Source organism: Alcanivorax sp. (assembly GCF_019431375.1).
GTDB lineage: Bacteria > Pseudomonadota > Gammaproteobacteria > Pseudomonadales > Alcanivoracaceae > Alcanivorax > Alcanivorax jadensis_A.
Genome location: NZ_CP080267.1, coordinates 2,489,598 through 2,514,062, shown reverse-complemented (window position 1 = coordinate 2,514,062; position 24,465 = coordinate 2,489,598). Strand labels below are relative to the sequence as shown.

At 54.4% G+C, this 24,465-nt stretch carries 17 protein-coding genes; all 17 read left to right on the top strand.

The genetic code is table 11. The features are described 5' to 3' along the window. The first annotated feature begins 74 nt into the window (after positions 1 to 74). The 17 genes from KZ772_RS11710 (at position 75) to KZ772_RS11630 (ending at position 24,328) form a co-directional block, all read left to right on the top strand. Positions 75 to 2,177: an AAA family ATPase gene (locus KZ772_RS11710; RefSeq protein WP_290536750.1), complete on the top strand. Its 2,103-nt coding sequence runs from the start codon at positions 75 to 77 to the stop codon at positions 2,175 to 2,177. A gap of 80 nt (positions 2,178 to 2,257) precedes the next feature. Beyond that, positions 2,258 to 3,016, top strand: coding sequence for a protein phosphatase 2C domain-containing protein (locus KZ772_RS11705; RefSeq protein WP_290536749.1), 759 nt, complete (start codon positions 2,258 to 2,260; stop codon positions 3,014 to 3,016). Positions 3,017 to 3,104: 88 nt separating this feature from the next. Further along, entirely contained in the window at positions 3,105 to 3,455 is a 351-nt protein-coding gene (locus KZ772_RS11700; protein ID WP_290536748.1) for a hypothetical protein, read from the top strand. Between the two features lie 122 nt (positions 3,456 to 3,577). Then, the gene (locus KZ772_RS11695) at positions 3,578 to 3,931 is read left to right on the top strand and encodes a hypothetical protein (RefSeq protein WP_290536747.1); all 354 of its coding nucleotides are present in this window, start codon (positions 3,578 to 3,580) and stop codon (positions 3,929 to 3,931) included. A gap of 11 nt (positions 3,932 to 3,942) precedes the next feature. Further along, positions 3,943 to 4,386: a hypothetical protein gene (locus tag KZ772_RS11690; protein WP_290536746.1), complete on the top strand. Its 444-nt coding sequence runs from the start codon at positions 3,943 to 3,945 to the stop codon at positions 4,384 to 4,386. A 237-nt stretch (positions 4,387 to 4,623) separates the two neighbouring features. After that, on the top strand, positions 4,624 to 5,280 hold the full coding sequence (locus KZ772_RS11685; protein ID WP_290536745.1) for a HEPN domain-containing protein: 657 nt from the start codon (positions 4,624 to 4,626) through the stop codon (positions 5,278 to 5,280). 71 nt (positions 5,281 to 5,351) lie between these two features. Further along, positions 5,352 to 5,753, top strand: coding sequence for a hypothetical protein (locus KZ772_RS11680; RefSeq protein WP_290536744.1), 402 nt, complete (start codon positions 5,352 to 5,354; stop codon positions 5,751 to 5,753). A gap of 277 nt (positions 5,754 to 6,030) precedes the next feature. Beyond that, positions 6,031 to 6,882, top strand: a complete 852-nt coding sequence (locus KZ772_RS11675; RefSeq protein WP_290536743.1) for a GTPase — start codon at positions 6,031 to 6,033, stop codon at positions 6,880 to 6,882. A 13-nt stretch (positions 6,883 to 6,895) separates the two neighbouring features. Further along, complete coding sequence (locus KZ772_RS11670) at positions 6,896 to 7,429, top strand: hypothetical protein (RefSeq protein WP_290536742.1); 534 nt, start codon at positions 6,896 to 6,898, stop codon at positions 7,427 to 7,429. Continuing rightward, the gene (locus KZ772_RS11665; protein ID WP_290536741.1) at positions 7,416 to 9,110 is read left to right on the top strand and encodes a GTPase; all 1,695 of its coding nucleotides are present in this window, start codon (positions 7,416 to 7,418) and stop codon (positions 9,108 to 9,110) included. The genes KZ772_RS11670 and KZ772_RS11665 overlap by 14 nt, the downstream gene beginning before the upstream one ends. Further along, the gene (locus tag KZ772_RS11660) at positions 9,103 to 10,647 is read left to right on the top strand and encodes a GTPase (RefSeq protein ID WP_290536740.1); all 1,545 of its coding nucleotides are present in this window, start codon (positions 9,103 to 9,105) and stop codon (positions 10,645 to 10,647) included. The genes KZ772_RS11665 and KZ772_RS11660 overlap by 8 nt, the downstream gene beginning before the upstream one ends. Before the next feature lie 169 nt (positions 10,648 to 10,816). Next, a complete protein-coding gene (locus KZ772_RS11655; RefSeq protein WP_290536739.1) occupies positions 10,817 to 11,941 on the top strand; it encodes a DNA repair exonuclease in 1,125 nt (374 codons plus the stop codon). Then, the gene (locus KZ772_RS11650) at positions 11,938 to 14,574 is read left to right on the top strand and encodes an AAA family ATPase (RefSeq protein WP_290536738.1); all 2,637 of its coding nucleotides are present in this window, start codon (positions 11,938 to 11,940) and stop codon (positions 14,572 to 14,574) included. The genes KZ772_RS11655 and KZ772_RS11650 overlap by 4 nt, the downstream gene beginning before the upstream one ends. A gap of 64 nt (positions 14,575 to 14,638) precedes the next feature. After that, complete coding sequence (locus KZ772_RS11645) at positions 14,639 to 14,830, top strand: helix-turn-helix domain-containing protein (RefSeq protein WP_290536737.1); 192 nt, start codon at positions 14,639 to 14,641, stop codon at positions 14,828 to 14,830. After that, positions 14,827 to 17,778 (top strand): SNF2-related protein, encoded by a 2,952-nt coding sequence (locus tag KZ772_RS11640; RefSeq protein ID WP_290536736.1) that lies wholly within the window; start codon positions 14,827 to 14,829, stop codon positions 17,776 to 17,778. Before KZ772_RS11645 ends, KZ772_RS11640 begins: the two co-directional genes overlap by 4 nt. Before the next feature lie 32 nt (positions 17,779 to 17,810). Further along, positions 17,811 to 20,951, top strand: a complete 3,141-nt coding sequence (locus KZ772_RS11635) for a site-specific DNA-methyltransferase (protein ID WP_290536735.1) — start codon at positions 17,811 to 17,813, stop codon at positions 20,949 to 20,951. After that, entirely contained in the window at positions 20,951 to 24,328 is a 3,378-nt protein-coding gene (locus tag KZ772_RS11630) for a DEAD/DEAH box helicase family protein (protein WP_290536734.1), read from the top strand. The genes KZ772_RS11635 and KZ772_RS11630 overlap by 1 nt, the downstream gene beginning before the upstream one ends. Positions 24,329 to 24,465: the final 137 nt, after the last annotated feature.

Sequence of the window (24,465 nt, the reverse complement as noted above, 5' to 3'; positions counted from 1 at the left end):
TTTGTGCGACAAAATTTGTCGCTAAGGCATTCCATAATAGTCACATCAAGATTTGGTGATGTGGGGAGAAAGGGATGCACTTCAAACTGGATAACACTTCTGTACTGGCAACCGGCGCCATGAATAACAGCGCGCTGATTCGTCACTGGATTGCGCGGGTGCTTTCCTTCTCATCCGCATGGCGGGCCGGCTGGTGTCGCCATGAAAAGCGGTTCGAGAATGATGAAATTCTCGAGCTACTGGGGTTTCTGCCCTCCCGTGAGGCTCGGCTGCGCCGGCCGCCCCAGGCCCTGGCAAGGATCATCGGGGAGCATGGAATCGATGACCTGCTGGCCGCAGATGATCTGTATCGCAACGTGGTAACCCTTGGCGCCCGTTTGTCATTAACCGAGGCGGAGCTGCGGTTGCTGGTTTTCGCCTGCTATATGGATTCCAGCGAGCTGCTCAATCAGGCCGGTAGTCTGGTAAAGGGCTGCTCCATGCGGCAGTTGTCTGGTTTGCTGGCGAGGATCATCGATGTCCCTGAGCAGGAAGTGCAGGGTGCCTTGAAGCCTGCAGGTGTCCTGCGCACAACGCGCTTGCTCACCATCGACCTGACCTCCGGTTTTCGCGGCAAGGATCTCACCTGCATGATGGATGTGGAAGATGAGCTCAATGAAAGCCTGCAGGTGCCAGATGCCACTGACGCGAACCTGGTGAGCCTGTTCTACCGTGAGTCAGAAGCGTCCAGCCTCAACCTGGATGATTACGTGGAGCTGCAGGATGAAATCGCCATGCTGTCCCGCCTGCTGACACGTGCTATTCAGGATTCATTGAAGGGCATCAATGTGTTGTTCTATGGCCCTCCGGGCACCGGCAAGAGCGAGCTGGCCAAGGTGATTGGCCATTCGCTGGGCCTGAACCTTGCCTTTGTCCCGGAGGATGATCGCGACGGCGATGCGCTGAGTGTGCGGGGAAGAATGGGCCGCTACAGTGGCTGTCAGCGTGCCATCGCCCATGATCCCAAAACCCTGGTGGTATTCGATGAAGCAGAAGACTGCCTCTGTGATAGCCAGTCGTTCTTCTTTATGCCATCACGCCGGCAGACGGAAAAATCCAGCATGACCCGGGTGCTGGAAAACAATCCGCGTCCGACCATCTGGATCTCCAACCGGGTGGACATGGATCCGGCTTTCCTGCGTCGTTTTACCCATGTGGTTCACATGGACAGCCCGGGACCATCCCAGCGCGAGCGACTGGTGCGGGAAGCCATGGCAGGGGAGCCGGTGTCCGAGGCGTTTCTCAGTCAGGCTATCAAGCTGGAAAGCCTGTCACCGGCCATTCTGCATGGCAGCTTGCAGTTCGTCAGCCTGGCAACTGATGGCAAGAACGATACGGAAAAGCTGGTCACTCACAACCTCAATGCCCGCTTCGAGGCCATGGGCGTGTCAGAGCGTCTTAAGGTGCAAACTCACCAGGGCCTGCCATGGCGTGGTGAGTGCCTGCGTGCCTCGGAAGATGTGGCGACCCTGATCGATCAGGTCAACCCGGAGGTGCCGGTGCGCTTCTGCCTGCATGGCGCGCCCGGTACTGGCAAGACCGCCTGGGCCAAAGAGCTGGCGGATCGCATCCAGCGCCCGCTGATGATCCGCCAGGCCTCCGACCTGGTGGACAAGTATGTAGGAGAAACGGAAAAGCACATCGCCCGAGCCTTTGCGCAGGCCGAGCGGGAAGGGGCGGTATTGCTGATCGACGAAGCCGACAGCTTCATGGGTAGCCGACAGGGAGCTCAACACGGCTGGGAGGTATCCCACGTCAACCAGTTCCTCGCCTCGCTGGAAAATTTTCAGGGTCTGTTCGTGGCCACCACCAACCTGCTGGATCGGGTCGATGAGGCCGCCATGCGTCGCTTCGACTTTGTGGTGCGGTTCGACTGTCTGGATCAGCAAGGCGTGTTGTTGCTGTTCAAGGATCTGGCCGCTGCCTACCAGATCCCGCTGCCTGATGAAAAGGTGCTTGGAAGCATGCTCGAAGGGATGGCGATGCTCACCCCAGGTGACTTTGCCGCCATCTACCGCCGCATCCGTGTTCTGCGAAACCCGCCGGACGCAGCCGGCCTGGTGGCGATGTTGCGCGATTGCCTCAGCTACAAACAGCAACCATCCCAGCCCATCGGCTTTATGGCGTCTTTGCACTGAGGGCGCTGACACCGTCGGGCAAGTGGCCTCTCTCGCGTGTGCGAGAGAGGAAAGGCAGGGTAGAAGCAGGGGAAAGGGGGATGTTCGATATCGCCTACTCGCAGCACAGCGGCGGCGCTGGCCGTCAGCAACAAGACGCCATCTGGACGGGCAAATCCATTCTGCAGTCACGCAACGCCAATGTTTCCAGTCATGAGGAAAGTGCTCCCGTACTGCTGGCTGTGGCCGACGGCGTGGCGGCCAGCACCCGGCCTGCGCGGGCGAGCCGCTTTGTGGTCGAAGCCCTGTCACGCCACGACCATCAGTCGCGACTCACAGGCAGGCAGGTGCGTGACACCCAGGCACAGCTGGCAGCGCGCTATGCTGGTGGCGACACCCATGGCTCGGCAACTACCCTGGTTGCCGCCCGTGTGACAGAAAGCGGCTGCGAGATCGTCAACGTAGGAGATAGCCGCGCCTACCTTTTCAGCGCGGATGGTTCATGTCGGCAGCTCAGCTATGACCACACCATTCTGAATGCCCTGATCGCAACGGGTGAAGTCCGCGCTGATGACGATGTCGCCTACGCACAGATCTATCAGGGCCTGGCGCATTGCCTGACCGCGGACAGCGAAGAGTACGGCTTCGCGCTCCATTATGAGGAGACAGCCCTGGAGAAAGGCGCAGGCCTGCTGCTGTGCAGCGATGGGCTGCATGATGCCATCGGCGATGCCGCTATTCGGGATCTATATCACCGGGAGCGGACAGCTGCAGAGCAAGTCGGGAGCTGGCGTCAGGCCGTCATTGAAGCGGGGGTTCCGGACAACCTATCGATAGTGTTTGGCCGGAGGCGGAGTTGAATGGAAATTGAAGGGGCTGAATATGCAGAGTGGTCAACATTCTCCGCGTTGGATGATTCGGTTCTCTGATATTGAGAGATACCGCAAGATGAGTGATGTGGCGTTATGTTGGTGGATGTATGGCAACAATGTTCATCCCGTACCCGCACATTACAAATATGATTGGTGGATATTCTGGGAAGAATCACCAGTCGATAGTGATGAGCTGATCTTCAACGAACAGTACAGGGTGTGCACCGCAGAAGCATCCGCGCTTTACGCTCGTCTCATGAATGAAAGAACGACGTTCTTTGTCTATAGCGCCAAGCGGCCGCGGTTGGATCCCGCAAACCCCTTCGACCCCGATGCGGAAAAATGGAAGGGCGCCGAATGGGCGCATCCACTGGTTATAGATCCTGACCCCTTCGTTACGGAAGGGCCATGGGCGGGGCACAAATAGCCTGAACATGATTGAAAACACGACATATGCCGTAATGCGACATGTTTATGTAGCCAGTATTGGCATGACCACACTAAAAACATACTGTGATCACTGCAAGGATTGCGATGGGGATGGAAGGAATGTCACAACACTCTGAAAACACCATGATGAAAACAGAGGCCAGCTGCTCACGCTGCGGTGGCGCGGACGCAAGCGATCCTGGCAAAGGCCTGAGCCTGGTGACCATCCCCTATGATGGCGGACAGGGTGCAGGGCGTATTCTGGTCTACTGCCGCAGCTGCTGGACAGAAATGGCAGAGCACGTTGCCGAAGTCATCCCGCTGGAAATGGTCAGCCCCGGCGTACTGCTGGATCTCTATCGCACCGGCAAAACCACCTCCGACCCCTTTACCGCCTGCGAGCTGTTGTTCGGTCGCGCGGAACCGGAGCTGGTGCGCGAAGCGCAAGTCCTGATCAGCCAGAGCGGCCGTTAGTGGGAGTCAACATGAAAGACTTGCGCACCTATCTTCCCCTGGTTGTCCTGTGGGCCAAAAAACATCACGACCTGATTCAGGAGCAGGGCGCCGAACTCAACGAAGAAGGCATGGAAATGGCCAGAAGCGTGGGCGTGGCAGAGCCCGAGCGCATCCGCATCATGCTGGTGGACGAGATCCCCTTCCAGGAAGACCCAGTGGTCTATGGCTTGGCGAAAAGCGTCGGCATGTTAAGCGGCCAGGTCATGGGGCTCACGCTGGGCCATGCTATCTACATCGTCAAAGGCTGCCAGTCCGCCCGGCTTTACAGCCATGAATTCCGCCACGTCCACCAATACGAAGTGCTCGGCTCCATCGGCGCCTTCATGGATGTGTACCTCGAACAGGTCATGATCTTCGGCTACCACCAGGCCCCCCTGGAGCAGGACGCCCGCCAGTTCGAGACAGAGCCCTGACAGGTGGGAGCACCTCTCGAGGCGCGAACCACCCGCCGTAGGAGCCCTGCGTGCCCTTTAGGGTATGCCTGCAGGCGATCCTCCAACCTGACGGGCTCGCTCATGAAAAAGTACCAAAAAGGGGGGTAGATCTATATGCAAGATGTGATAGTGTCCTCAAAAACAATGAACAAGCTTCATATTCGCCAGGACGGCAAATGACATCACTTTGATGTCATTCAGGGGAAAGGAAGAATCATGGGGATCGACTACAACACACTAAAGAACCGTCAGCGCCAGGAACGGGATAACTACCCCGACAACCTGGGCCTGCGCGTCCACCGCGCCCTCAGCTGGCTGAATCGCGCCGAACAGGAAGCCGACCCGGACAGCCGCTTCATCTTCCTGTGGATCGCCTTCAACGCCGCCTATGCCACCGACATTGACGACCGCGAAGGCCTCAGCGAACAGCGCACCTTCAATGCGTTCCTGAAGAAGCTCCATGATTTGGATACCGGCGCACGCCTCAACGACCTGGTCTGGACCGCCTACCCCAACGCCATTCGGGTGCTGCTGGATAACCCCTACGTCTTTTCCTGCTTCTGGGATTACCAAAAAGGCCAGAAAACCGAAGATCAGTGGAAACACAGCTTCGATGCCGCCAAAAAAGCCGCCAACATCGCCCTGGCTAAACAGGACACCCCTCGCCTGCTGGCCATCGTCCTCAGCCGCATCTATACCCTGCGCAACCAGCTGGTCCACGGCGGTGCCACCTGGAACAGCAGTGTCAACCGCGACCAGATCCGCGATTGTGTAAACCTCATGGGCGAGCTTGTGCCGGCGGTGATAGAAATCATGATGGATAGCCCGAATACCCTTTGGGGAGAGGCGAGTTATCCGGTGGTGCGGGGTTGAGAATTCCGGAACCTGTCAGCTGATTGTGGTGAAAGAATAACTACGAGAAAGAACAATAACTCATAGGAGAAATGATGTTTCTTAACAGACTTACCCTTAAGGAAAAGGACGCCTTCCTGCATTTGGCGCACTACATTGCCCATGTGGATGACGAATTCTGCGATAAGGAAAGAGACATTATTGACAAATACTGCATGGAAATGCAGATCGATGATGTGGAGTGGAGTCCGGAGGGTTTTAGCTTGCCTGCAGTGTTGGACGTATTCCAGGAAGAAAGCCACAAAAAAATTGTATTACTGGAAATAATGGCTCTGGTTTTCTCAGATGGACATTTGCACAAATCAGAAGAAGAGACTCTGGATGTGATTGTCAGTCACTTCGGGCTGAATCCGAATCTTGGTGTTGTCTATAAAGAATGGGCGAAAAGCATTCTCTCCTTGTTCATTCAGGGTGAGGCGCTCATTCACCTATGAGCTTTCCATGCACCCGATGTGGGCTTTGTTGCCAGAATATCGGAAATGTCGAGATGCTTCGTGAATATCACAGTGGTGATGGAGTGTGCTTTCACTTCAGGGAAGAGCTTGGCTGCATGATATATGAGCATAGGCCAATTGCCTGTCGGGTGGATGAAGGATATCAGGTATTTTTTAGAAGTCGGCTGTCCCGTGAGGGTTACTACCACGGAAATGCTGAGATGTGTAACAGGTTGCAAGAAGCGGCAGGGATGCCGGAGGCTTGGAGAGTCAGATTATGACCTTGAAGAAAAACAAAGACTGGAGTGACGATCTGGCAATGCTTGAGGCGTTGCTGCCGAGTTCGAAGCAGAACCTGCGTCGTATATCGGCCATGATGGAAGGTGGCGAATGCCCTAAAATCGCTGCTTTCGGGAAGTATAACCACGGTAAAAGTACGCTATTAAATGCCTTGGTGGGGAAGGAGGTATTCAAGGTTGCAGACAAGCGGGAAACCACCGAAGTCAGCGAGTTCAATCATGACAGTGTTATCTGGATTGATACTCCAGGGCTGGATGCAGATGTTCAGGGGGTGGATGACAAACGGGCAATGACAGCTGCGCTGGAGAGTGCAGATATTCTTTGTCTTGTTCATAACGTCAAGGCTGGAGAGCTTGATCGCAGTGAAATGCAGCTTTACAGGAAGTTGATGAAGCAGGACAGGAATTATAGCGGAAAGATGATGCTCGTTCTGAGCCAGATCGATCAGGTGACACCTGAAAACCTGGAAGATGTGGAGAATGAAATTCGCAGGCAGTTGCCTGACTTGCAGATTTTCAGCGTTTCGTCCCTTCGCTATACCAGGGGAATCCAGGAAGGCAAGGATGGCTTCATTAAAGCAAGTGGCATGAAGGAGTTTCTGGAGTTCCTGGAGGAGCTAAAGAATAACATCGGTGATACAAGAAGAAGGGAAGGGCTTCGCCTGGTAAGAAAGGCGAGGGTGGAGTTGAAAGAGATGATCAATCACCGAAATGCGGATCTTGAAAGTGCCGTGGTAAATCTTGAAAAGCATGAGAAGGATTTCTGGTCTGATTTTGATGTTGCCAGAAAGAAGATAATGAAACGAACCGAAGATTTGGGCCTGGTATAGGGAGGGGACGGATATGGCAATACCATTATTGATTGGCGGTGCTGTCGTCGCCGCTGCCGCAGCGGCTGTTGCTTTTTCATCTGATGACAGCTCTTCGTCGTCCAGCTCGTCGAGCAGCAGCGTCCGTGATGAGGAAAGGCGCCTTGAGAAATCCAGAGCCAGAAAAGAAAGATCAGAGAAGAAGAAAGAGCTGGAAGCCTACTCCCGCCGCGTCGTGGCTAATCTTGCTAAGAAGTACGGTGGTGAAAATCCCGAGTCGCTCGCCAAAAGACTTGAAGATGGATTGGGGGCAGCCTGTCTGGATCTAGAGTTTGATAGAGCCTTTTCGGCGCTGGGGACGGCTCTTGGCATCATGATGGTTCCTGCAGATGTTGATGGTGCAGGAAAGTCGAGATCAAGGAAACAGGCTGAAATAGATCTTTCCCTGATTGAGGAAACAAGACAATTTCACGTTTTCAATGAAGAAATCAACACGCTGGAAGTGGAATTGAAAGAAATGGAAGTCGCCTTGTCAAGGCTGGAGGATTTGAATAATGAATTCAAATAACCAGCTCAGAAAATCTGTAGAAGGGTTCGCTCTATCCTTCAATGCCATTGCGGATAGTGAGAGTGAGCTGCTGGGCATTAGAGACCGGTTTGTAGGTGCGTTGAAGGAAAAGACGGCTTTCAAGCTCGGACTGGAGAAACGTAACCCTCTCATGGCGGCTGGCAAGGCAGTTGAAAAGGAGCTTGCAGAGGCTGTTGCAAAGTGGGCTGAAGACTGGGATGCCTGCAAAACGACGCGTGAGCTCTCTGAGCAATTCTCGGACAAGGCAATATTGCTCGTTTTCGGCAAGGTAAACGCCGGAAAGAGCTCTCTTTGTAACTATGTGGCCTCACAGTTTAAGAATAAGGATGTTCGTTTTTTTTACCTGGACGAGGGTGAGATCCGCTATACAGAGGAGTCGTTCAAGGAAGGTGTGACCGAGACCACAGCGCGGATTCAGGGTGTCGAGCTTGGAGGGAAACTGGTGCTCCTGGACTCTCCGGGCCTCCATTCAGTGACTGATGAGAATGGCGAGCTTACTCGTCGTTTCACCGATAGCGCAGATGCCGTGCTCTGGCTCACACCCTCCACGTCACCAGGACAGGTACAGGAACTGGACGATCTGAGAATCGAGTTGGAAAGCGGGAAACCCTTGCTACCCGTGATTACCCGAAGTGATATCCGGGAAGAGGACTGTGATGAAGAAGGTAATTTGATCAGCTTTCTCGTCAACAAGACGCCTGAAAATCGCAGGGAACAGGAAGATGATGTCAAAAGCAGAGCGGTACAGAAACTCGGTAGTCAAACCGAGGTCCGCAAGCCTCTATCAATATCGGTTCATGCATATAAATCCCTGGGTGAGTCGGATGAGAGCCTGGTAGAAAGCGGGCTTGCAGAGCTGGATGCCCAAATGGCTTGCCTTGTCAGTCAGTCAAGCGAGTACAAGCCGCGCAAGGCTCGCCAGCAGATCGTGAATTATCTCGACCGCTCGGTTGGTGAATCAGTAAAGAGCACCCTGCTGCCAAGGATTGATGAGCTGGATCGATTGATCGCAGATGAGAGCCAGGCTCTGACTCGGCGCCGCCTGGAGGCCCTGACTCGGTTGCAGCATGAGCTTGCTGAAAGTGTCACGGATTGGGCGGAAGAATTGAAAGAAAGAAAGGATAGGGCACTGTTGGCGGCCCGGATCAATTCCCTGGTAACGGAAATCCTGGCGGCGGAGCTGCGAAACTCCGTGGAACATTTTGTAGGTAAAGCTGATGCCATTCTTGTTCAGATTGACGAGAGTGACATTGGTGACTTTAAGGATGTTGAAATTTCATACGCCCGGGTTACGGGGAGAGCCATGCAGGCTGCGGCTTCCGGTGCCGGGGCTGTAGTGGGTGGTTTGGTCGGTAGCCTGCTGGGTCCAGTGGGAACAGTTGTTGGGGGGGCGGTAGGAGCTGCGCTTGGTGGGGCCGGTGGTGAATATCTGGTCGAAACAAGAATGGTAAGCGAAAAAGTAGGTGTGGATGCTTCCGCTGCGGTTGAAGACACACTTAAAAAAATTGACGGGAAATTGCCAGGTATTGTTGATCGCACATTTTCGCCATGGAATGAGGCGCTTGAATTGATGGCAAAGAGTGCCGCAGGAATCAGAACCGAGATCGCTGTATTCGAGAATTCGCTGGACAACATCAAGGAAGGAATTGGACATGAATAATAATGCCGTAGATAGCATTGAGGAAAACCTGGGTGGTCTGTTCGACATCGCCTCGCGCTACCTGGGAGAGGACCAGACCAGTGTCCTGAAAAAGGAATATCAGCAAAAAAAAGGGGAGTCTCTGCTTCAGGTGATGTTGTTTGGCAGTTACAACGCAGGAAAAAGCAGTCTGATCAATGCGTTGAAGATGGAAGAGGTTGCCGCAATCGGTGATATTCCCAAAACATCACAGGCCGACCGCTACTACTGGAATGGCTGCTATCTACTGGATACCCCGGGCGTTAATGCGCCTATAGAACATGAGGCCGTCACTGAAGAACAGATTAACCGCTCAGAACTTATCCTCTTTGTGATACGGCAAGGGGATCAGGATGTGAAGGATGTGTACGAGCGCATGTTCAATATGCTGCAGCGTGATAAGCAGGTCTTCATCGTATACAACCATGAGCTGGGTGAGGAGGAGCTTCCTGAGGCGCTGGATCGCCTGAATGGCATCATGATTGACTATGCCGGAAACTACGATATAAGCCTTCAGCGCATTGGCGAAATTCCTGTTATCCCAGTCAATGTGAAAACGGCACTGAAAGCACGCCTGAAGGGCTCTGATGCCTTGGCTGAGCATTCGGGAATCGTTCGTTTTGAATCCGGGTTCCTGTCATGGTTGCGCGAATTTGATAATGAGCATCACTATCTTGATCGGCTAAGAAAGTATCTGCAGCAATGTCTTGTTGATCCACTGCTAAATGCAATAAGCGCAGAAGCTGGTGAGGCAGAAAACAGCCATCTTAATGACCTGCAGCATCAAAGAAGTGAGCTGGTGCGGCAATACGCCTTGTTGGACTCTCAGCTGGCCAATCATATCCGGGCCGAGACCAATCGCGCCAAGTCCGAGATCGCCTCAGTGATAAGCGGTGCAGCCAGCAAGGCGGAGGCGGAAAGTGGAATCTTGGCGATATCCGATGGGATTGTGGCGTCAACATCAGATTTCATTCAGCAGCGCAGTGATAAATTGGCGAGTGAGCTAACTGCATTGGTGGATATTTCTATTGATATGGAGGAAGGCGGTGAAGAATCAAAACTCGGCGCGGCTATCGGGGATGCCCTTCTTACTGGCGCCAAGAATATTGACAATAATATCCTAAAGGAAGGCCTTCTTCTTCTCAGAAAGTTCAAGATTCCAGGGATCAAGGGGAGGTGGGAAAAAACTCTTGGCGGTTGGGCGCAAAAAGCCGGCTGGGTTATCACCGCTGCCGTATCAATCTATGAAGTCTGGATTGCCTCTTCAGAGCAGGAAAAACTTAATGAAACGCAGAAAAAACAAGTTGTTGGTTTGCACCAGATTGTTGAAGGAATCGCAGCAGATATTAGCTCAGCTATCCTGGCTGAAGCGCGATCACTCATGCAGCAGTCCAGAGACGCTGTTTTTTCTCAAATTGATGAGCAAATAGCTGCTATCACTGAAGGATGTGAGCTGTTTATCAAGGACAGGGAGGCTGTCGAGCGCCTGAGCGGCAATGTTGATGCTGTTCAGATTTAATCTGTGTTCTGATCGGCTGACCTGTAAGGTTGGCCGATCGCTACGATTGCAGCGTTATTGAAGGATGCGTGCAAAGATTTTTGCCAGCTCAGTTGCAGTAGAAGATCCATGAATGTGTTCTCCTGACCACAGGAAGATCCATGCCTGCTGTTCGCCTTAAGGAAACCCAATGCCCCGACTCCTCCACACCGCCGACTGGCAAATAGGCCGCCAGTACACCACCTTCGCACCAGACGATGCGGTGGCGTTGGCTGAGGCCCGTATTGCTGTCGTTGAGCGCATCGCTGACCTGGCAACGCAGCACGCAGTGGATGCGGTGCTGGTCGCGGGGGATGTGTTTGATGCGCAGACGGTATCGGATCGTACTGTTCGTCGTTTGTTTAATGCCATGGCCGGCTACACCGGACCGTGGATTATGATCCCCGGCAACCATGATGCGGCACTCGCCGAAAGTGTCTGGACCCGGGCGCAGCGCCTTGGGGCTGTCCCCGCGAACGCTCACCTGGCTCTGTCGCCAGAAGTGCTGGAATTTGCCGACGCCGGCTTTGCTATCCTGCCGGCGCCACTCACCCAGCGGCATGCCCAATCCGATCTCACCAGCTGGTTTGATCAGGCGGAAACCCCTGCGGGACTTGTACGCATTGGTCTGGCGCATGGTAGTGTCCAGGGCATCCTGGCGGAAGACGTGGACTCACCCAACCCTATTTCGCAAGACAGAACCGAGACGGCACGGCTGGAGTATCTGGCGCTGGGCGATTGGCATGGCACCAAAATGATCAACCCGCGTACCTGGTACAGCGGCACACCGGAGCAGGATCGCTTCCGTGGCAATGACCCGGGCAATGTGCTGCTGGTGGATATCCCTGAAGTGGGCGCAGAACCGAAGGTAGAAACCCTCCCTGTCGGTCGCCACCCCTGGATTCAGATGTCAGAGCACCTCGCTGTGTCATCAGACCTGGATCAGCTCATCGCAAAAATTGAAGAGCAGCCTGAGCAGGCTGTGGTCGCCCTGCGCCTGGAAGGGGAAATCAGCCTGCTGGGCAAGCAGCAGCTGGAACACGCCTTGTCTGTGGCGGAAGCCCGTTTCAGAAGCCTTGGCTACGACCTGTCAGGCCTGAGCCTGCAGCCGACGGATGAAGATATCGCTGCGCTCCACGCCGATGGCTATGTGGGTGACGTAATCGCCGAGCTTCGTGATCAGCAGGAGGGTGAAAACGGCGAAGTCGCCAGAGACGCCATCGCGATCCTCGCCTCTATTCTGCTGGAAAAGCAGGCCCAGGGAGGTGACGCATGAAACTGCTGCGCCTCAAGGCCGAACAACTCCGCCAGTTCCGAGCCCCTGTGGAAATCAAGGGTCTGGAGCCGGGGATCAACCTGTTCACCGGTCCCAATGAATCCGGTAAAAGCACCCTGGTGCGGGCCATTCGGGCGGCCTTCTTTGAACGCCATAAATCCTCCAGCGTAGATGACCTGCAGCCTTGGGGGGATTCGGCAGCGGTGCCCACCGTGGAGCTGGACTTTGAGTGGAAAGGCCAGTCCTGGAAACTGGTGAAAAGCTTCCTCAAAAAGAAACGCTGTGACCTGAACGTAGATGGCGCGGCCTACAGTGGGGATGAGGCTGATGACATGCTGGCGGATCTGCTGGGTTTCGAGTTGCCAAAGCGAGGGGCAAGCCGTCCAGATCAATGGGGTATCCCCGGCTTGTTATGGATCGACCAAGGCACAGGTCAGGAAATCCAGGCCCCGGTAGAGCATGCCGGCCAACACTTGAAGGCCGCCCTTGGCGACAATTTGGGCGAAGTGGCCAGCAGCACGGGTGATGAACTGATCAACCGAGTCACGGCAGAGCGAGCCAAGCTGTTGACCGCAACCGGCAAACCCACCGGCAATTACGGCAAAACCATTGAGGAAGTGGATACGCTTCAGGCTGAGTTTGACGCCCTGCAGGAGCGAATCCAGCAATACCGCCAGCAGGTGGACCGCCTGGGTCAGCTGAGAGAGGAGCAGTTACAGGCTGAAAAGGAGCGCCTTTGGGAGAGCTACCGAAAGCAAGCTAAAGAAGCAGAAGCCAGGTTGAATGAGGTCGCGTCTTGGCAGAAAGAGCAGGATCGGGACCAGCAAGCGTTTAAGGACTGCCAAACCAGTATCCAGGCCACCCTCGATTTGCTGGCAGGGTTCCAGAGCCAACAGCAGGACCTGGAGCGACGGCAGCAAGAGAAGGAAGCCGCGGAACAACAACAAGCGAACCTTGAGGAGCGCAGGCCTGCCAGTGAAGCGGCTCTCGAAGAGGCAAAGCGGGACCACGAGGCCGCTCGCAAGGCCTTAAAGCTTGCCCAGCAGCACCAGCAACGGGCGGATCTGGTCCGCGAGCTGGAAAGCATTGAGGGCGAGCTGGTTAATGACAAGAGCAAACTCGAACGGACAAAAGCGCTGCATGCTGCGCTTCTGGAAAACCGCCAACAGCGGCAATCCAGTCAGATCGACCCACAAACCATTCAGCGGCTAAAGGAAGTCGTCTCTGAGCTGGATCGCCTGGCCATTCAGCAGGATGCCGTGGCAACCCGGCTGGAATTCGACCTGACCGACGACCACAGCGTCACTCTGGACGGGAAGAGTCAGGCCGGGAAGAGCGAGCACTTGCTGATCGAGCCCGGCGAAGTAGCTATCAAAGGGGTCGGCACCCTACGCGTGCTGCCGGGCGGTGAGGATGTGGCCGAGATCGCCAGGGCCAAACAGAGCCTGACAGATGAGCAGGAGAGTCTGCTGTCTCGCTTACGCGTTGCTTCCCTCGCCGAGGCCGAAGAGCGACTCAAGCAACTGCATGCACTGGAACAAGTCATCCAGCAGGATGAATCCGTCCTCAAAGAGCTTGCCCCGGAGGGGTTGGAAGCCCTGTCTGATCAGCTGCAGCTGAAACAGGCGCGTAAAGATGCGCTCGCCCCTCAAATTCAGGCGTTACCAGAGCCGGAAGAAGACAGTCCATCTCCGTCCCGTGCCGAAGCGCAGTTGGAATCCGCCGCAGAAGCGCTTGCAGGCGCGCAAGAAGTAAACCAAACACTGAAAAGTGAACTGTTGTTGGCTGAGCAAGCTCATAACCGTGCCCGGCAAGAATGGGAGCGACTCAGCAATGAGCTAAAGGGCCCGGACCGCAAACAGCGCGAGAAGCAGGCAGGCGAACAGCTGGCCGAGCTACGAGCGAACGAGAGCCGCTTGACCAGCCAGCTTGAAAAACGGGAAGCGCAGATCAATGAGGCCAACCCGGAAGCGCTTGAGCAGGACGTGAGACGACTCACTCAAAGTGCAGATGCCGCAGAAAAGCAGGAAGACGAACGACAGCGGGAACTAATCCAGATTCAGGCTCGCCTTGAATCCGCCGGCGCGGAAGGCCTGGAAGAGCAAAGCGCAGAACTGGAAACCGCCCTGGACAGGGCTGCCCGCCGCAAACGTGAGCTGGAGCGCCGAGCCGGCGCCCTGGATCTGCTGCTTACTCGCCTGACTGCGCACCGCCTGGAGCTGACGCGCCAACTCCAGGCGCCCCTGCAAAAACACCTGAATCACTACCTGCGCCTTCTGTTCCCGGAAGCCGCCCTCAATGTGGATGAAAACCTCATCCCGGAAGTCTTGGTCCGCAAGGGCCTCGGTGGGGAAGAACGCGGGCAGTTTAATGAGCTCAGCTTCGGCGCACGAGAGCAGATGGCCCTGATCAGCCGGCTAGCCTATGCCGACCTCCTGCAAGAGGCTAATAAGCCAACCCTGATCATCCTGGATGATGCCCTGGTCCACAGCGACGCCGAGCGCCTCAAGGCCATGAAACGTGTGCTCTACGATGCCGCCCAGCGCCACCAGATCCTGCTGTTTACCTGCCACCCGGATAACTGGCGGGATCTGGGGGTGATGGCGAGGAATGTTGAAAGTTTGAGCAATTGATGTGCGTAAGGTACTCGGTTCCTCAATTTTCCCCTATTCTCTCGGTGGGCAGGCGGAGAAAAGTGTGGACGACGAAATTTTGACGCTTAAAGAAGTGGCGACGTACCTAAAGTTAGCGGAAAAGACCGCCTACAGGCTGGCCGCGGAGGGCAAGTTGCCAGGCTTCAAGGTGGGTGGAAGCTGGCGGTTCCGCCGTATAGATATTGAGCGGTGGATTGTCGATCAATCCACAAAGGTAGGGGAGCAAGAGGCTTGATTACAGCCCATCACGCCAAATATTACGCTCACGAGTTGACGCGGGGATATGCTGGTGACGGCGTCGACCGCTTGTCCCAGTCCCTGTTTGATGCGAGCGTCGACCTGAATCCTCACCAGATCGAGGCGGCTTTGTTCGCCCTGAGGAACCCATTGCAGCAGGGTGTCTTGTTGGCGGATGAGGTCGGCCTGGGTAAGACTATTGAGGCCGCACTGGTGCTCTGCCAGCTATGGGCGGAGCGGCGCAGAAAGCTTCTGATTATTGCTCCGGCCAGCTTGCGCAAGCAGTGGGCCCAAGAACTGTTGGAAAAGTTTGCGGTGCCGACAACGGTCCTCGATGCCGTTGCCCTGCGTAAACAGTCAACAGGTAGTGTGCTGGATACGCTTCAACATCTGGCGGGTAAGTCGGTCGTCATCATGTCTTACCAGTTTGCAGCCCGGTTAGAAGCAGAGCTTCGGGCGGTGGCTTGGGATGTGGTCGTGATCGATGAGGCGCACAAGTTGCGTAACGCGCACAGGGCCAGCAATCGCATTGGCCAGGCTATGCGCCGGGCATTGGAAGGGCGCAAGAAGCTGTTGCTCACGGCGACACCGTTACAAAACTCCCTGATGGAGCTGTATGGCTTGTCGACACTGATTGACGAGCACTTGTTTGGTGACGAAAAGGCCTTCCGGAAGCAGTACCTCAATAACCCTAATGGTTTGGATGAGCTGCGTGCCCGGTTGGCAGGCTTCACCCAACGTACACTGCGCAAGGATGTGCTGGAATATATTCAGTACACCCAGCGCAAGGCGCTGACCCAGCCCTTTAATCCTACCGACGAGGAACAGGAAGTTTATGACCGTGTGTCTGCATTCCTGCTTCGTGAAGAGTCCTGGGCATTGCCCAAGCGCCAGCGTCACCTGACGGGGCTGATCCTGCGCAAGCTGCTTGCTTCGAGTACGCCGGCTATTCTTGGTACGCTCGTCACCATCAAGGCGCGGCTTGAGCAGATGCTCGCTGATGAATCCGCCGCCGAGCAAGTCAACTTGCTGGAGCAGTGGGTCGAAGAGGATGACCTTGAGGCGGACTACCTTGAGGAAGGGCTTGATGATGTCAGCGAAGAGGGTATCGCGGATCTGCAGTTAGCAACCGGTATTGAAGATGGTAGCGGCGCCTTCCAGATTGAGCCTGTCAAGCCGGAACAAAAGGCACATCAGATTCGGCAGGAAATCGCTGAGCTGGATGACATCATCGGCTGGGCGCAGAAGCTGCGCAGCGATACCAAAGCGCAGGCCTTGCTCAAGGCTTTGCAGCTGGGCTTCAGCAATATGGTGGAGCTGGGGGCTCCCGGCAAAGCCATCATTTTTACCGAATCCAGACGGACTCAGGAATACTTGTACGAGTTTCTTGGTGCGCAGGGTTACGAAGGCAAGTTGGCACTGTTCAGTGGGACCAACAATCACCCGGATGCCACCACCATTTATCAGCAATGGCTGAAAGATCATCACGGCACAGACCGTATTACCGGTTCTCCCCAGGTGGATCGCCGTACTGCTCTGATTGACCACTTTCGCAAGGATGATGGAACCGGCGCGGACATCATGATTGCTACAGAGGCGGCCGCAGAGGGCGTAAACCTTCAGTTCTGCGCCCTGTTGATCAATTACGATTTGCCTTGGAACCCCCAGCGCGTTGAGCAGCGCATTGGCCGTTGTCATCGTTACGGCCAGAAATACGACGTAGTCGTGATCAATTTTCTTAACACTCGTAACCATGCCGACCAGCGCGTACTTGAGCTGCTGTCCGAGAAATTCAATCTTTTCTCAGGTGTATTCGGTGCCTCGGATGAGGTGCTAGGCAGAATCGAAAGCGGTATCGACTTTGAAAAGCGCATCCTGACGATCTATGAAACTTGTCGACATCCTGACGATATTGAGCAGGCCTTTAACACCCTGCAGTCAGAGCTCGAAGAAGCGATCAACGATCGTATCAAGGACACACAAAGCCAGCTTCTGGAGAACTTTGACGAAGATGTCCATGATCGCCTCAAACTGCAGCTGGACGAAGCAGAAGCGCGGCTGGACAAGCTGGGTCGTTGGTTCTGGGGGGTAACCCGTTACGCTCTGGAGAAGCTGGCACGTTTTGACCATGCCTCCTATGCATTCTCGCTTTCACAATCTCCGGCCGACATCAGCCCGCCTGTTCCCTCAGGTCGCTATCAGCTGATTCGTGGTGCTGCCCAGCCGGATATGCTTGCGCACGCTTATCGCCTGAATCACCCGCTTGGTGAATGGACCATGGAGACGAGCCTGGCGGCGTCGACACCTGTGGCTCAGATCGTATTTGATTACGCAAATCATGCCAGCAAGATTAGCCTTGTTGAGAGGCTGGTTGGCAAATCCGGTTGGCTGCGCCTCGACAAGCTGCAAGTGACAGCCTTTGAGACTACTGAAGCACTGTTATTCTCCGGTATGACTGATGACGGGCAGTCGCTGGATCAGGAAATCTGTGAAAAGCTCATGGCTATTGAGGCCAAAGACGCTGCCGTAAAGACAGAGGCGGTGCCGCCAGGACGGCTGTCAGAAAATAGTGACCGCCATATTGCCTCAGTTATCGCCACCATTCTTGAGGCCAATCAGCGTTTGTTTAATGAGGAGCGAGACAAGTTGGAGCGCTGGGCGGACGACAAGCTGATGGCCGCTGAAGAAGCACTGAAGAACACCAAAGCCCGTATCGCCCAGCTCAAGCGTGATGCGCGCAAGGCGGAGACGCTTCAACAACAGTCCGATATCCAGAAGGAAATCTCCAGCCTTGAGCGACAACAACGTCGCCAACGGCAAGAGATCTTCGCCGTAGAAGACGAGATCATCGAACAGCGCGACCAGCTGATCGAATCCCTGCAGCAGCGGCTGCAGGAAAAGACCGAAACACACAACCTGTTCACCCTGCGCTGGCAGGTGGTGTAGCAGCAACCGCATTCAAGACCAAGGCGACAAACATGACTGCAAAGAACAATGCCAAGTTTCAAGAGCTCGTTACCAAACTGCGTGAGATCTTCCAGATCGACCGTCCGGAACTGGATTTCGGTATCTATCGTATCCTTAACGCGCGTGCGGACGAGATCAATGACTATCTGGAGAACCGGCTGGCTGAGAAGGTCGCTGCAGCCCTGAGCAGTGGTAGTGAAGCCCAGCGCGAGCAGATCGCCAGGGAGCTCAAGGAGAAGGAAGATCAGTACGCAGCTGATGGTCTTGATCCGAACAATGTGCCCAAGGTGCTGGAGCTAAGACAAAAGCTGGCTGAATACACCGTTGGTGCATCCGAGCACGAAAATGCTGTTTTCTCGCACCTGCTGACCTTCTTCTCCCGCTACTACGACAATGGCGACTTTATCAGCCTGCGGCGTTACAAAGGCGACACCTACGCCATTCCCTATTCCGGGGAAGAAGTCATGTTGCACTGGGCCAACAAGGATCAGTATTACACCAAGAGCGGCGAGAACTTTGCTAACTACAGCTTCAAGCTGGAAGACGGACGCACGGTGCATTTCCGCCTGATATCCGCCGATACTGCCAAGGACAATCGCAAGGATAACGACAAGGAGCGTCGGTTTGCCCTTGTGGCAGCCAAGACCATTGCCCGGGTGGATGAAAACGGCGACGAGATCGAAGAAGAGCTGGTGCCAGTTGAGGAAGCCTCCAACAGTGACGGCAATCAGGAGCTGATCATCCGCTTCGAGTACGCAGTCCAGCCCAAAGGCACCAAGCAGGAGGCGCTGGTCACCAAGGCTGTAGAGGCCGTGCTCGCGGACGCAGCCGTCAAGGCCCGCTGGCTGGCCCTGGGAAACCGCGCGCCCACCGAAAAGAACCCGCAGCGCACCCTGCTGGAAAAACACCTGAGTGACTACACCACCAAGAACACGGCGGACTACTTCATCCACAAGGATCTCGGCGGTTTCCTCCGTCGCGAGTTGGACTTCTACATCAAGAACGAAGTCATGCATCTGGATGATGTGCAAAACGCGGGCGCGTTCGCCGACATCGAGAAGAACCTGCGCATGATCCAGTGCCTGCGCAGCATCGCGCTGGAGCTGATCACTTTCCTGGCCCAGTTGGAAGACTTCCAGAAGAAGCTGTGGCTGAAGAAAAAGTTCGTCGTCTCTAGCCACTACTGCATCACGCTGGATCGAGTGCCGGAGTCTCTTTACCCGATGATCGTCGCCAACCAAAAGCAGTGGAATCAGTGGGCAAGCCTAAGACTACTCAAGGACGCAAACAAAGATGTTGCGTCACATGTGCTGCCTGGAACCATTGCATTCCTCAAGGCGAATCCGCATTTGACGGTCGATACCTCTTTGTTTGACAAGGATTTCCTGGCCCAACTTCTTGCATCAGTTGATGATCTAGATGCGTCCATTGACGGGACATTAATTAAGGGCGACAATTTTCAGGCGGTCCAACTTATTTCGCAGAGATACAAGAATGCAGTGGACTACATCTATCTCGACCCACCCTACAATACCTCTGAAAACAGTTTTGTTTACAAGAATCAATATAAGGAATCATCGTGGCTTTCGATGATTCAAAGCCGCATCTCTCCCGCCCTTAGTATTTTGAGGGAATCGGGAGTCATGAGTTGTGCAATTGATGACTATGAGCTCCCATATCTTGAAGGTCTGCTTGACGCCGTTTTTCAGCCGGAAAATAGGTTGGGCAATCTCGTGGTGGAAATCAAACCTTCTGGTCGAACAAATGACAAATATCTGGCAACAAGCCATGAATATTTGCTGTTCTACGCGAAGAATGCTATCGAGGCAGATATTGACTTTTTCCCCTTATCTGACGAGCAGGCAGCCCAGTACAGCCTAGGAGATGGCGATGGTAATTTTAAATGGAGAGACTTTCTAAGGACTGGCGGTTACTCGACGCCCCAAGAGAGGCCAAACTCTTACTACCCAATCTTCTTTAACCCTGAGACCAAACAGGCTGCGCTCGAGGAATTTGAGGGTGCCATAAAAATTCTCCCAATCGACAGCGAGGGTAATCACCGGGTTTGGAGAAAAACCCCTCCCTCTTTTCTGGAGCACTTGAGGAAGGGGGAGATAAATTTCTCAACCAATCGAAAGGGTGAATGGAAAGTTCAACTTATTGACCGCATAAAAGATGGGACAAGACCTAAAAGCGTTTGGGTCAACCCAAGATACGACGCATCTTCGCATGGAACAAAACTGCTTAAGGCTCTTTTCGGCGAAAGCGCCGGATTTTCGTTCCCGAAGAGCATTAATGCAGTTGAGGATGCATTGCACATCAACTGTGCATCCAAAAAAGATTCCTTTGTTGTCGATTATTTTGCAGGCTCAGGAACAACCGGCCATGCACTGATCAATCTGAATAGAAAAGATTCTGGATCAAGAAAGTATCTGCTTGTTGAACAAGGCGACTATTTTGATAGCGTGATCAAGCCCCGTATTCAGAAGGTCGTCTACTGCCCAACATGGAAAGATGGTCGGCCGTCCACAAATAGCGAAGGTATGTCGCATACCTTCAAGGTGCTTTATCTAGAGAGCTACGAAGACACCCTGAACAACCTCCAACTGCGCCGCTCCGCCGATCAGGGCGATCTGCTGAACACACTGCCGCAGCAGGCCAAGGACGACTACCTGCTCAACTACGTGCTGGAGGTTGAAAGCCGTGGCTCGCTGCTGTCAGTCGAGGACTTCAGGAAACCCTTTGACTACACCCTCAATGTTGCCGTGGATTCTGCGGGTGCCTTCGAGCCGCGCAAGATCGATCTGGTCGAAACCTTTAACTACCTGATCGGCCTGCGGGTTAAGCATATAGATGCACAGCCAGAGCGGGGCTTTGTGACCGTTACTGGCGTGCTGCCCAGTGGCGAGAGCTGCCTGGTGTTGTGGCGTGACTGTGAGTTGCTGGATTACGAAGGCGTCAGCCGTCTGTGTGACAAGCTTGCTATCAACCCTGCGGATAACGAGTTCGACGTGGTCTACATCAACGGTGATCACAATATCCCCACCGTGCTCACCCAGACTGCTGAGGAAGGCGGCGCTACGCGCGTTCTCAAGTTACGCCAGATCGAACCTGAGTTTCTGGAGCGCATGTTTTCCGTGGAGGACGTGTAATGGCGGCAGCACGCAAAAAGGCTACTGCCCAAAAACGCAGCTTCCATCAGGAGCTTGTGCTGAATCGCTGGATGCTCAAGTTCTTCAATATCGACAAGCTAGCCGGCCTGAAAATGCGCCTCGGCGAGGATCGCTTTGAGGGTATTGATGAAGACGGGCAGACGCGTTTCTTTCACCAGTTGATGCATGGCCTGTTCAATCCCAATCTGGTGTCGGAGACAGATCTGCGCCGATACGACCTGAATATCGTCTGCTTCTGGCAGGACATAACCGCCGAGCGCAGCAAGCAGGAGGGTCATGAGCTGCAGATGAAGTACTTCCAGTATCTGTCGCTGTTATTCACCGAGATCTATCTGGATTGGTATTTCAACCGGCGTCAGGCGCTGCTCGATGGCCTGAATGAAGAGATGGCCGGGTACCGAGAAGAAGCAGGCGCTGAGCCGTTCCGGGACTTCATCGTTGACGATCTCAACAAGGTGGCCTTCTGGAATGCCACGGGCAGTGGGAAGACCTTGTTGCTGCACGTTAATATCAAACAGTACCTGCACTACTATCAGGGCGGCAGGGGTGACGGCTATCCCGACAAGATTATCCTGCTGACGCCCAATGAGGGTCTATCGCGCCAGCATTTGGAAGAGCTGAAGCTATCTGGCTTTACAGCACAGCACTTCAACAAGAATCAGACCATGCGCTTCCCGGGGATGGTTGAGATCATCGATATCAACAAGCTCGGTGAGGAGATGGGGGAAAAGACCGTTGCCGTCGATGCTTTCGAGGGCAATAACCTGGTGCTGGTCGACGAAGGGCACCGAGGCACGGGTACAGCTGCCGGGGCGTGGATGAGCCGCCGCGAGGCGCTGGTACGTGGTGGCTTTGCCTTTGAGTACTCTGCCACCTTTGGGCAGGCGGTCGCCAAGGGTAGCACCGTTGACGCTGCAGAGCTGGAAATCCAGAAGAAGCGCGCCAAAACGCTGTTCCAGACGGGCAACCTGAGGAAGCTGGAGCCGGATGAACTTGCACAGCTGGCCCTGACCCACGAAGAAAAGCGCCTGGCCCGGGTCACTGCCACCCGTGAGATTTATGCCAAGTGCATCCTGTTCGATTACTCCTACAAGTTTTTCTATGACGATGGGTATGGCAAGGAATCACTCATCCTCAACATGGATGGGGAGGCCTACGAGCAGGCAGACAACGCTGCCAAGTATTTCACTGCTTGTTTATTGTCTTTCTATCAACAGCTATGGCTGTGGAGTACCCATCGCGACAAGATTAGTGATTTCAATATCGAAAAGCCGCTCTGGGTATTTGTCGGTAATACCGTTTCCGGTGAGGAATCCGACATTTTGGAAGTGGTGCGCTTCCTGGCTAACTTCCTGAATGACGATGTCCAGGTCAAAACCTGGCTGGCCGATCTGATCGCTGACCGTGCCCAGATCCTGGACGCCAAGGGTAATAACATTTTCAAAGGCCGGTTCACGCCTTTGATGCCGTTCGCCGACCGTGTCGATGAGCTCTATGCGGACATTCTGCGCCGGGTATTCAATGCCCCAGCCAGGCAGCGGCTAAAGCTAGTCAATATCCGCAGCAGTAAAGGCGAGCTGGCGCTTCGGGTGGGCGACGCGGATCCTTTCGGCCTGATCAACATTGGTGATGACGGCAAGTTCTACGGTCTGGCCGAGGACGCCGACGACTTCGATAGTGAACGGGATGATTTCGGCGGTGCCCTGTTTGGCACGTTGAACAACAAGGATAGCGAGCTGAATGTTCTGATTGGTTCGCGCAAGTTTACTGAAGGCTGGAGCAGTTGGCGTGTATCGACCATGGGTCTTCTCAATATGGGGAGAGGCGAGGGTAGCCAGATTATCCAGTTGTTCGGTCGTGGCGTTCGTCTTAAGGGCAAAGGCTTTTCTCTCAAGCGGACAACAGCCGAAGAGCGCCCGAAGGGTGTTCATCTGGATAAACTCGAAACACTCAATATTTTCGGCGTGCGCGCCAATTACATGGCGGCTTTCAAGGATTACCTGCGTGAAGAGGGAATCACCCCCAGCGATGAAATACTGGAGCTGGATTTCCCTACCCGCGCCAATCTCCCTGCGGGCAAGCTCAAAACGCTGGCTCTGAAGGATGGTTACAAGGACAACCAGAAACTCGGCTTTAAACGCACTCACTTCCCCTGGTTGTACGAGATTCCTGAAGCATTCAAGGACAAGATTAAACCACCCCATGTGGTGCTGGATCTCTATCCACGCGTGGAAGCGATTAATACGCCCGGCGCGGGAACGCGAGGCAGAGTGGCAGAAAGCACTGCCGAGGCGAGACACAAAGGCAAGCTGAATTCCGACATGTTCAGCCTGTTTGACTGGGACCGTATCTATTTGGCCTTGCAGGAGTACAAAATCCAGCGCAGCTGGAGCAACCTGCGTTTGGATCGCCAGAAATTGATTGATTTCTGTGCTGGCAACGCTGACTGGTACACCTTGTTCATTCCAGCGACCGAGCTGGCCGTCCGGAGCATCCACAATATCCGCAAGCAGGAAGACATTCTTATCCGCCTGCTGATCGATTACACCGACAGATTCTATAACGCACTTAAGAAAGGCTATGAAGGCCAGTTTTACGACATTACGCACATAGACGAAGACCATGGCTCGATGCTCAAGCTCTATCAGTTTGAGATTGACAACAGCGACGATGGCCTGGAGTACAAGGAAAGGCTGGAAGTGCTGAAACAGTTGGTGGCGGAAGGCAAGATCGGCGAGGCCAGCCAGTGGAGTGCGCCAAACATGGTGGCGATCAGTTTTGATCGCCACCTTTACTACCCGCTGCTAGCGCTGGAAGACAAGGACGCCGTGCCTCTGAAGTTGCGCCCGTTGGCATTTGATGCACCCAGTGAATGGCAGTTCGTCCGGGATCTTGAAGCGTTCTACAACTCTGATAAAGGAAAGCAGGTGATCGGCCCTCGCAGCCTCTATTTGATGCGTAATGCAGATAGCGAGAAAAAGGGGCTGGGGTTTGCTTTGGCAGGCAACTTCTACCCTGATTTCCTGCTCTGGCTCGTTGATGAGAAGACCGGAAAGCAATGGCTGACATTTGTGGATCCCAAGGGCCTTCGAAATCTGGACCTGTCCCACCCCAAATTGGGCCTGTACAAGGAAGTGAAAACCCTTGAGTCGACACTGGCCACCCAGGAAAAACAGGGTGATTCGGCACTGGTTCTGAATGCATTTATTCTTTCGCCTACGAATTTCTCGGATCTTCTGAATGTGGGTGGGGCTTGTCAGAAGGATGAGCTCGAGAAGCGGCATGTGCTGTTTATGGAAGACGGGCCAGATGCATACCTTGGAAAGCTCTTCAGTGCTCTTTCAGATTCGGATTAATTGATAAGAAAGGTTATTGAGCATAAAACGTTGATGGTTTTTCTTGGGCATAGAATGGAATGCGTTTTTCCAGTCGAGACTACGAAATGGTGTCGGGTGACTTCGCTAAAGAATGTGGGGTGGCTAGGGTGGTGAGT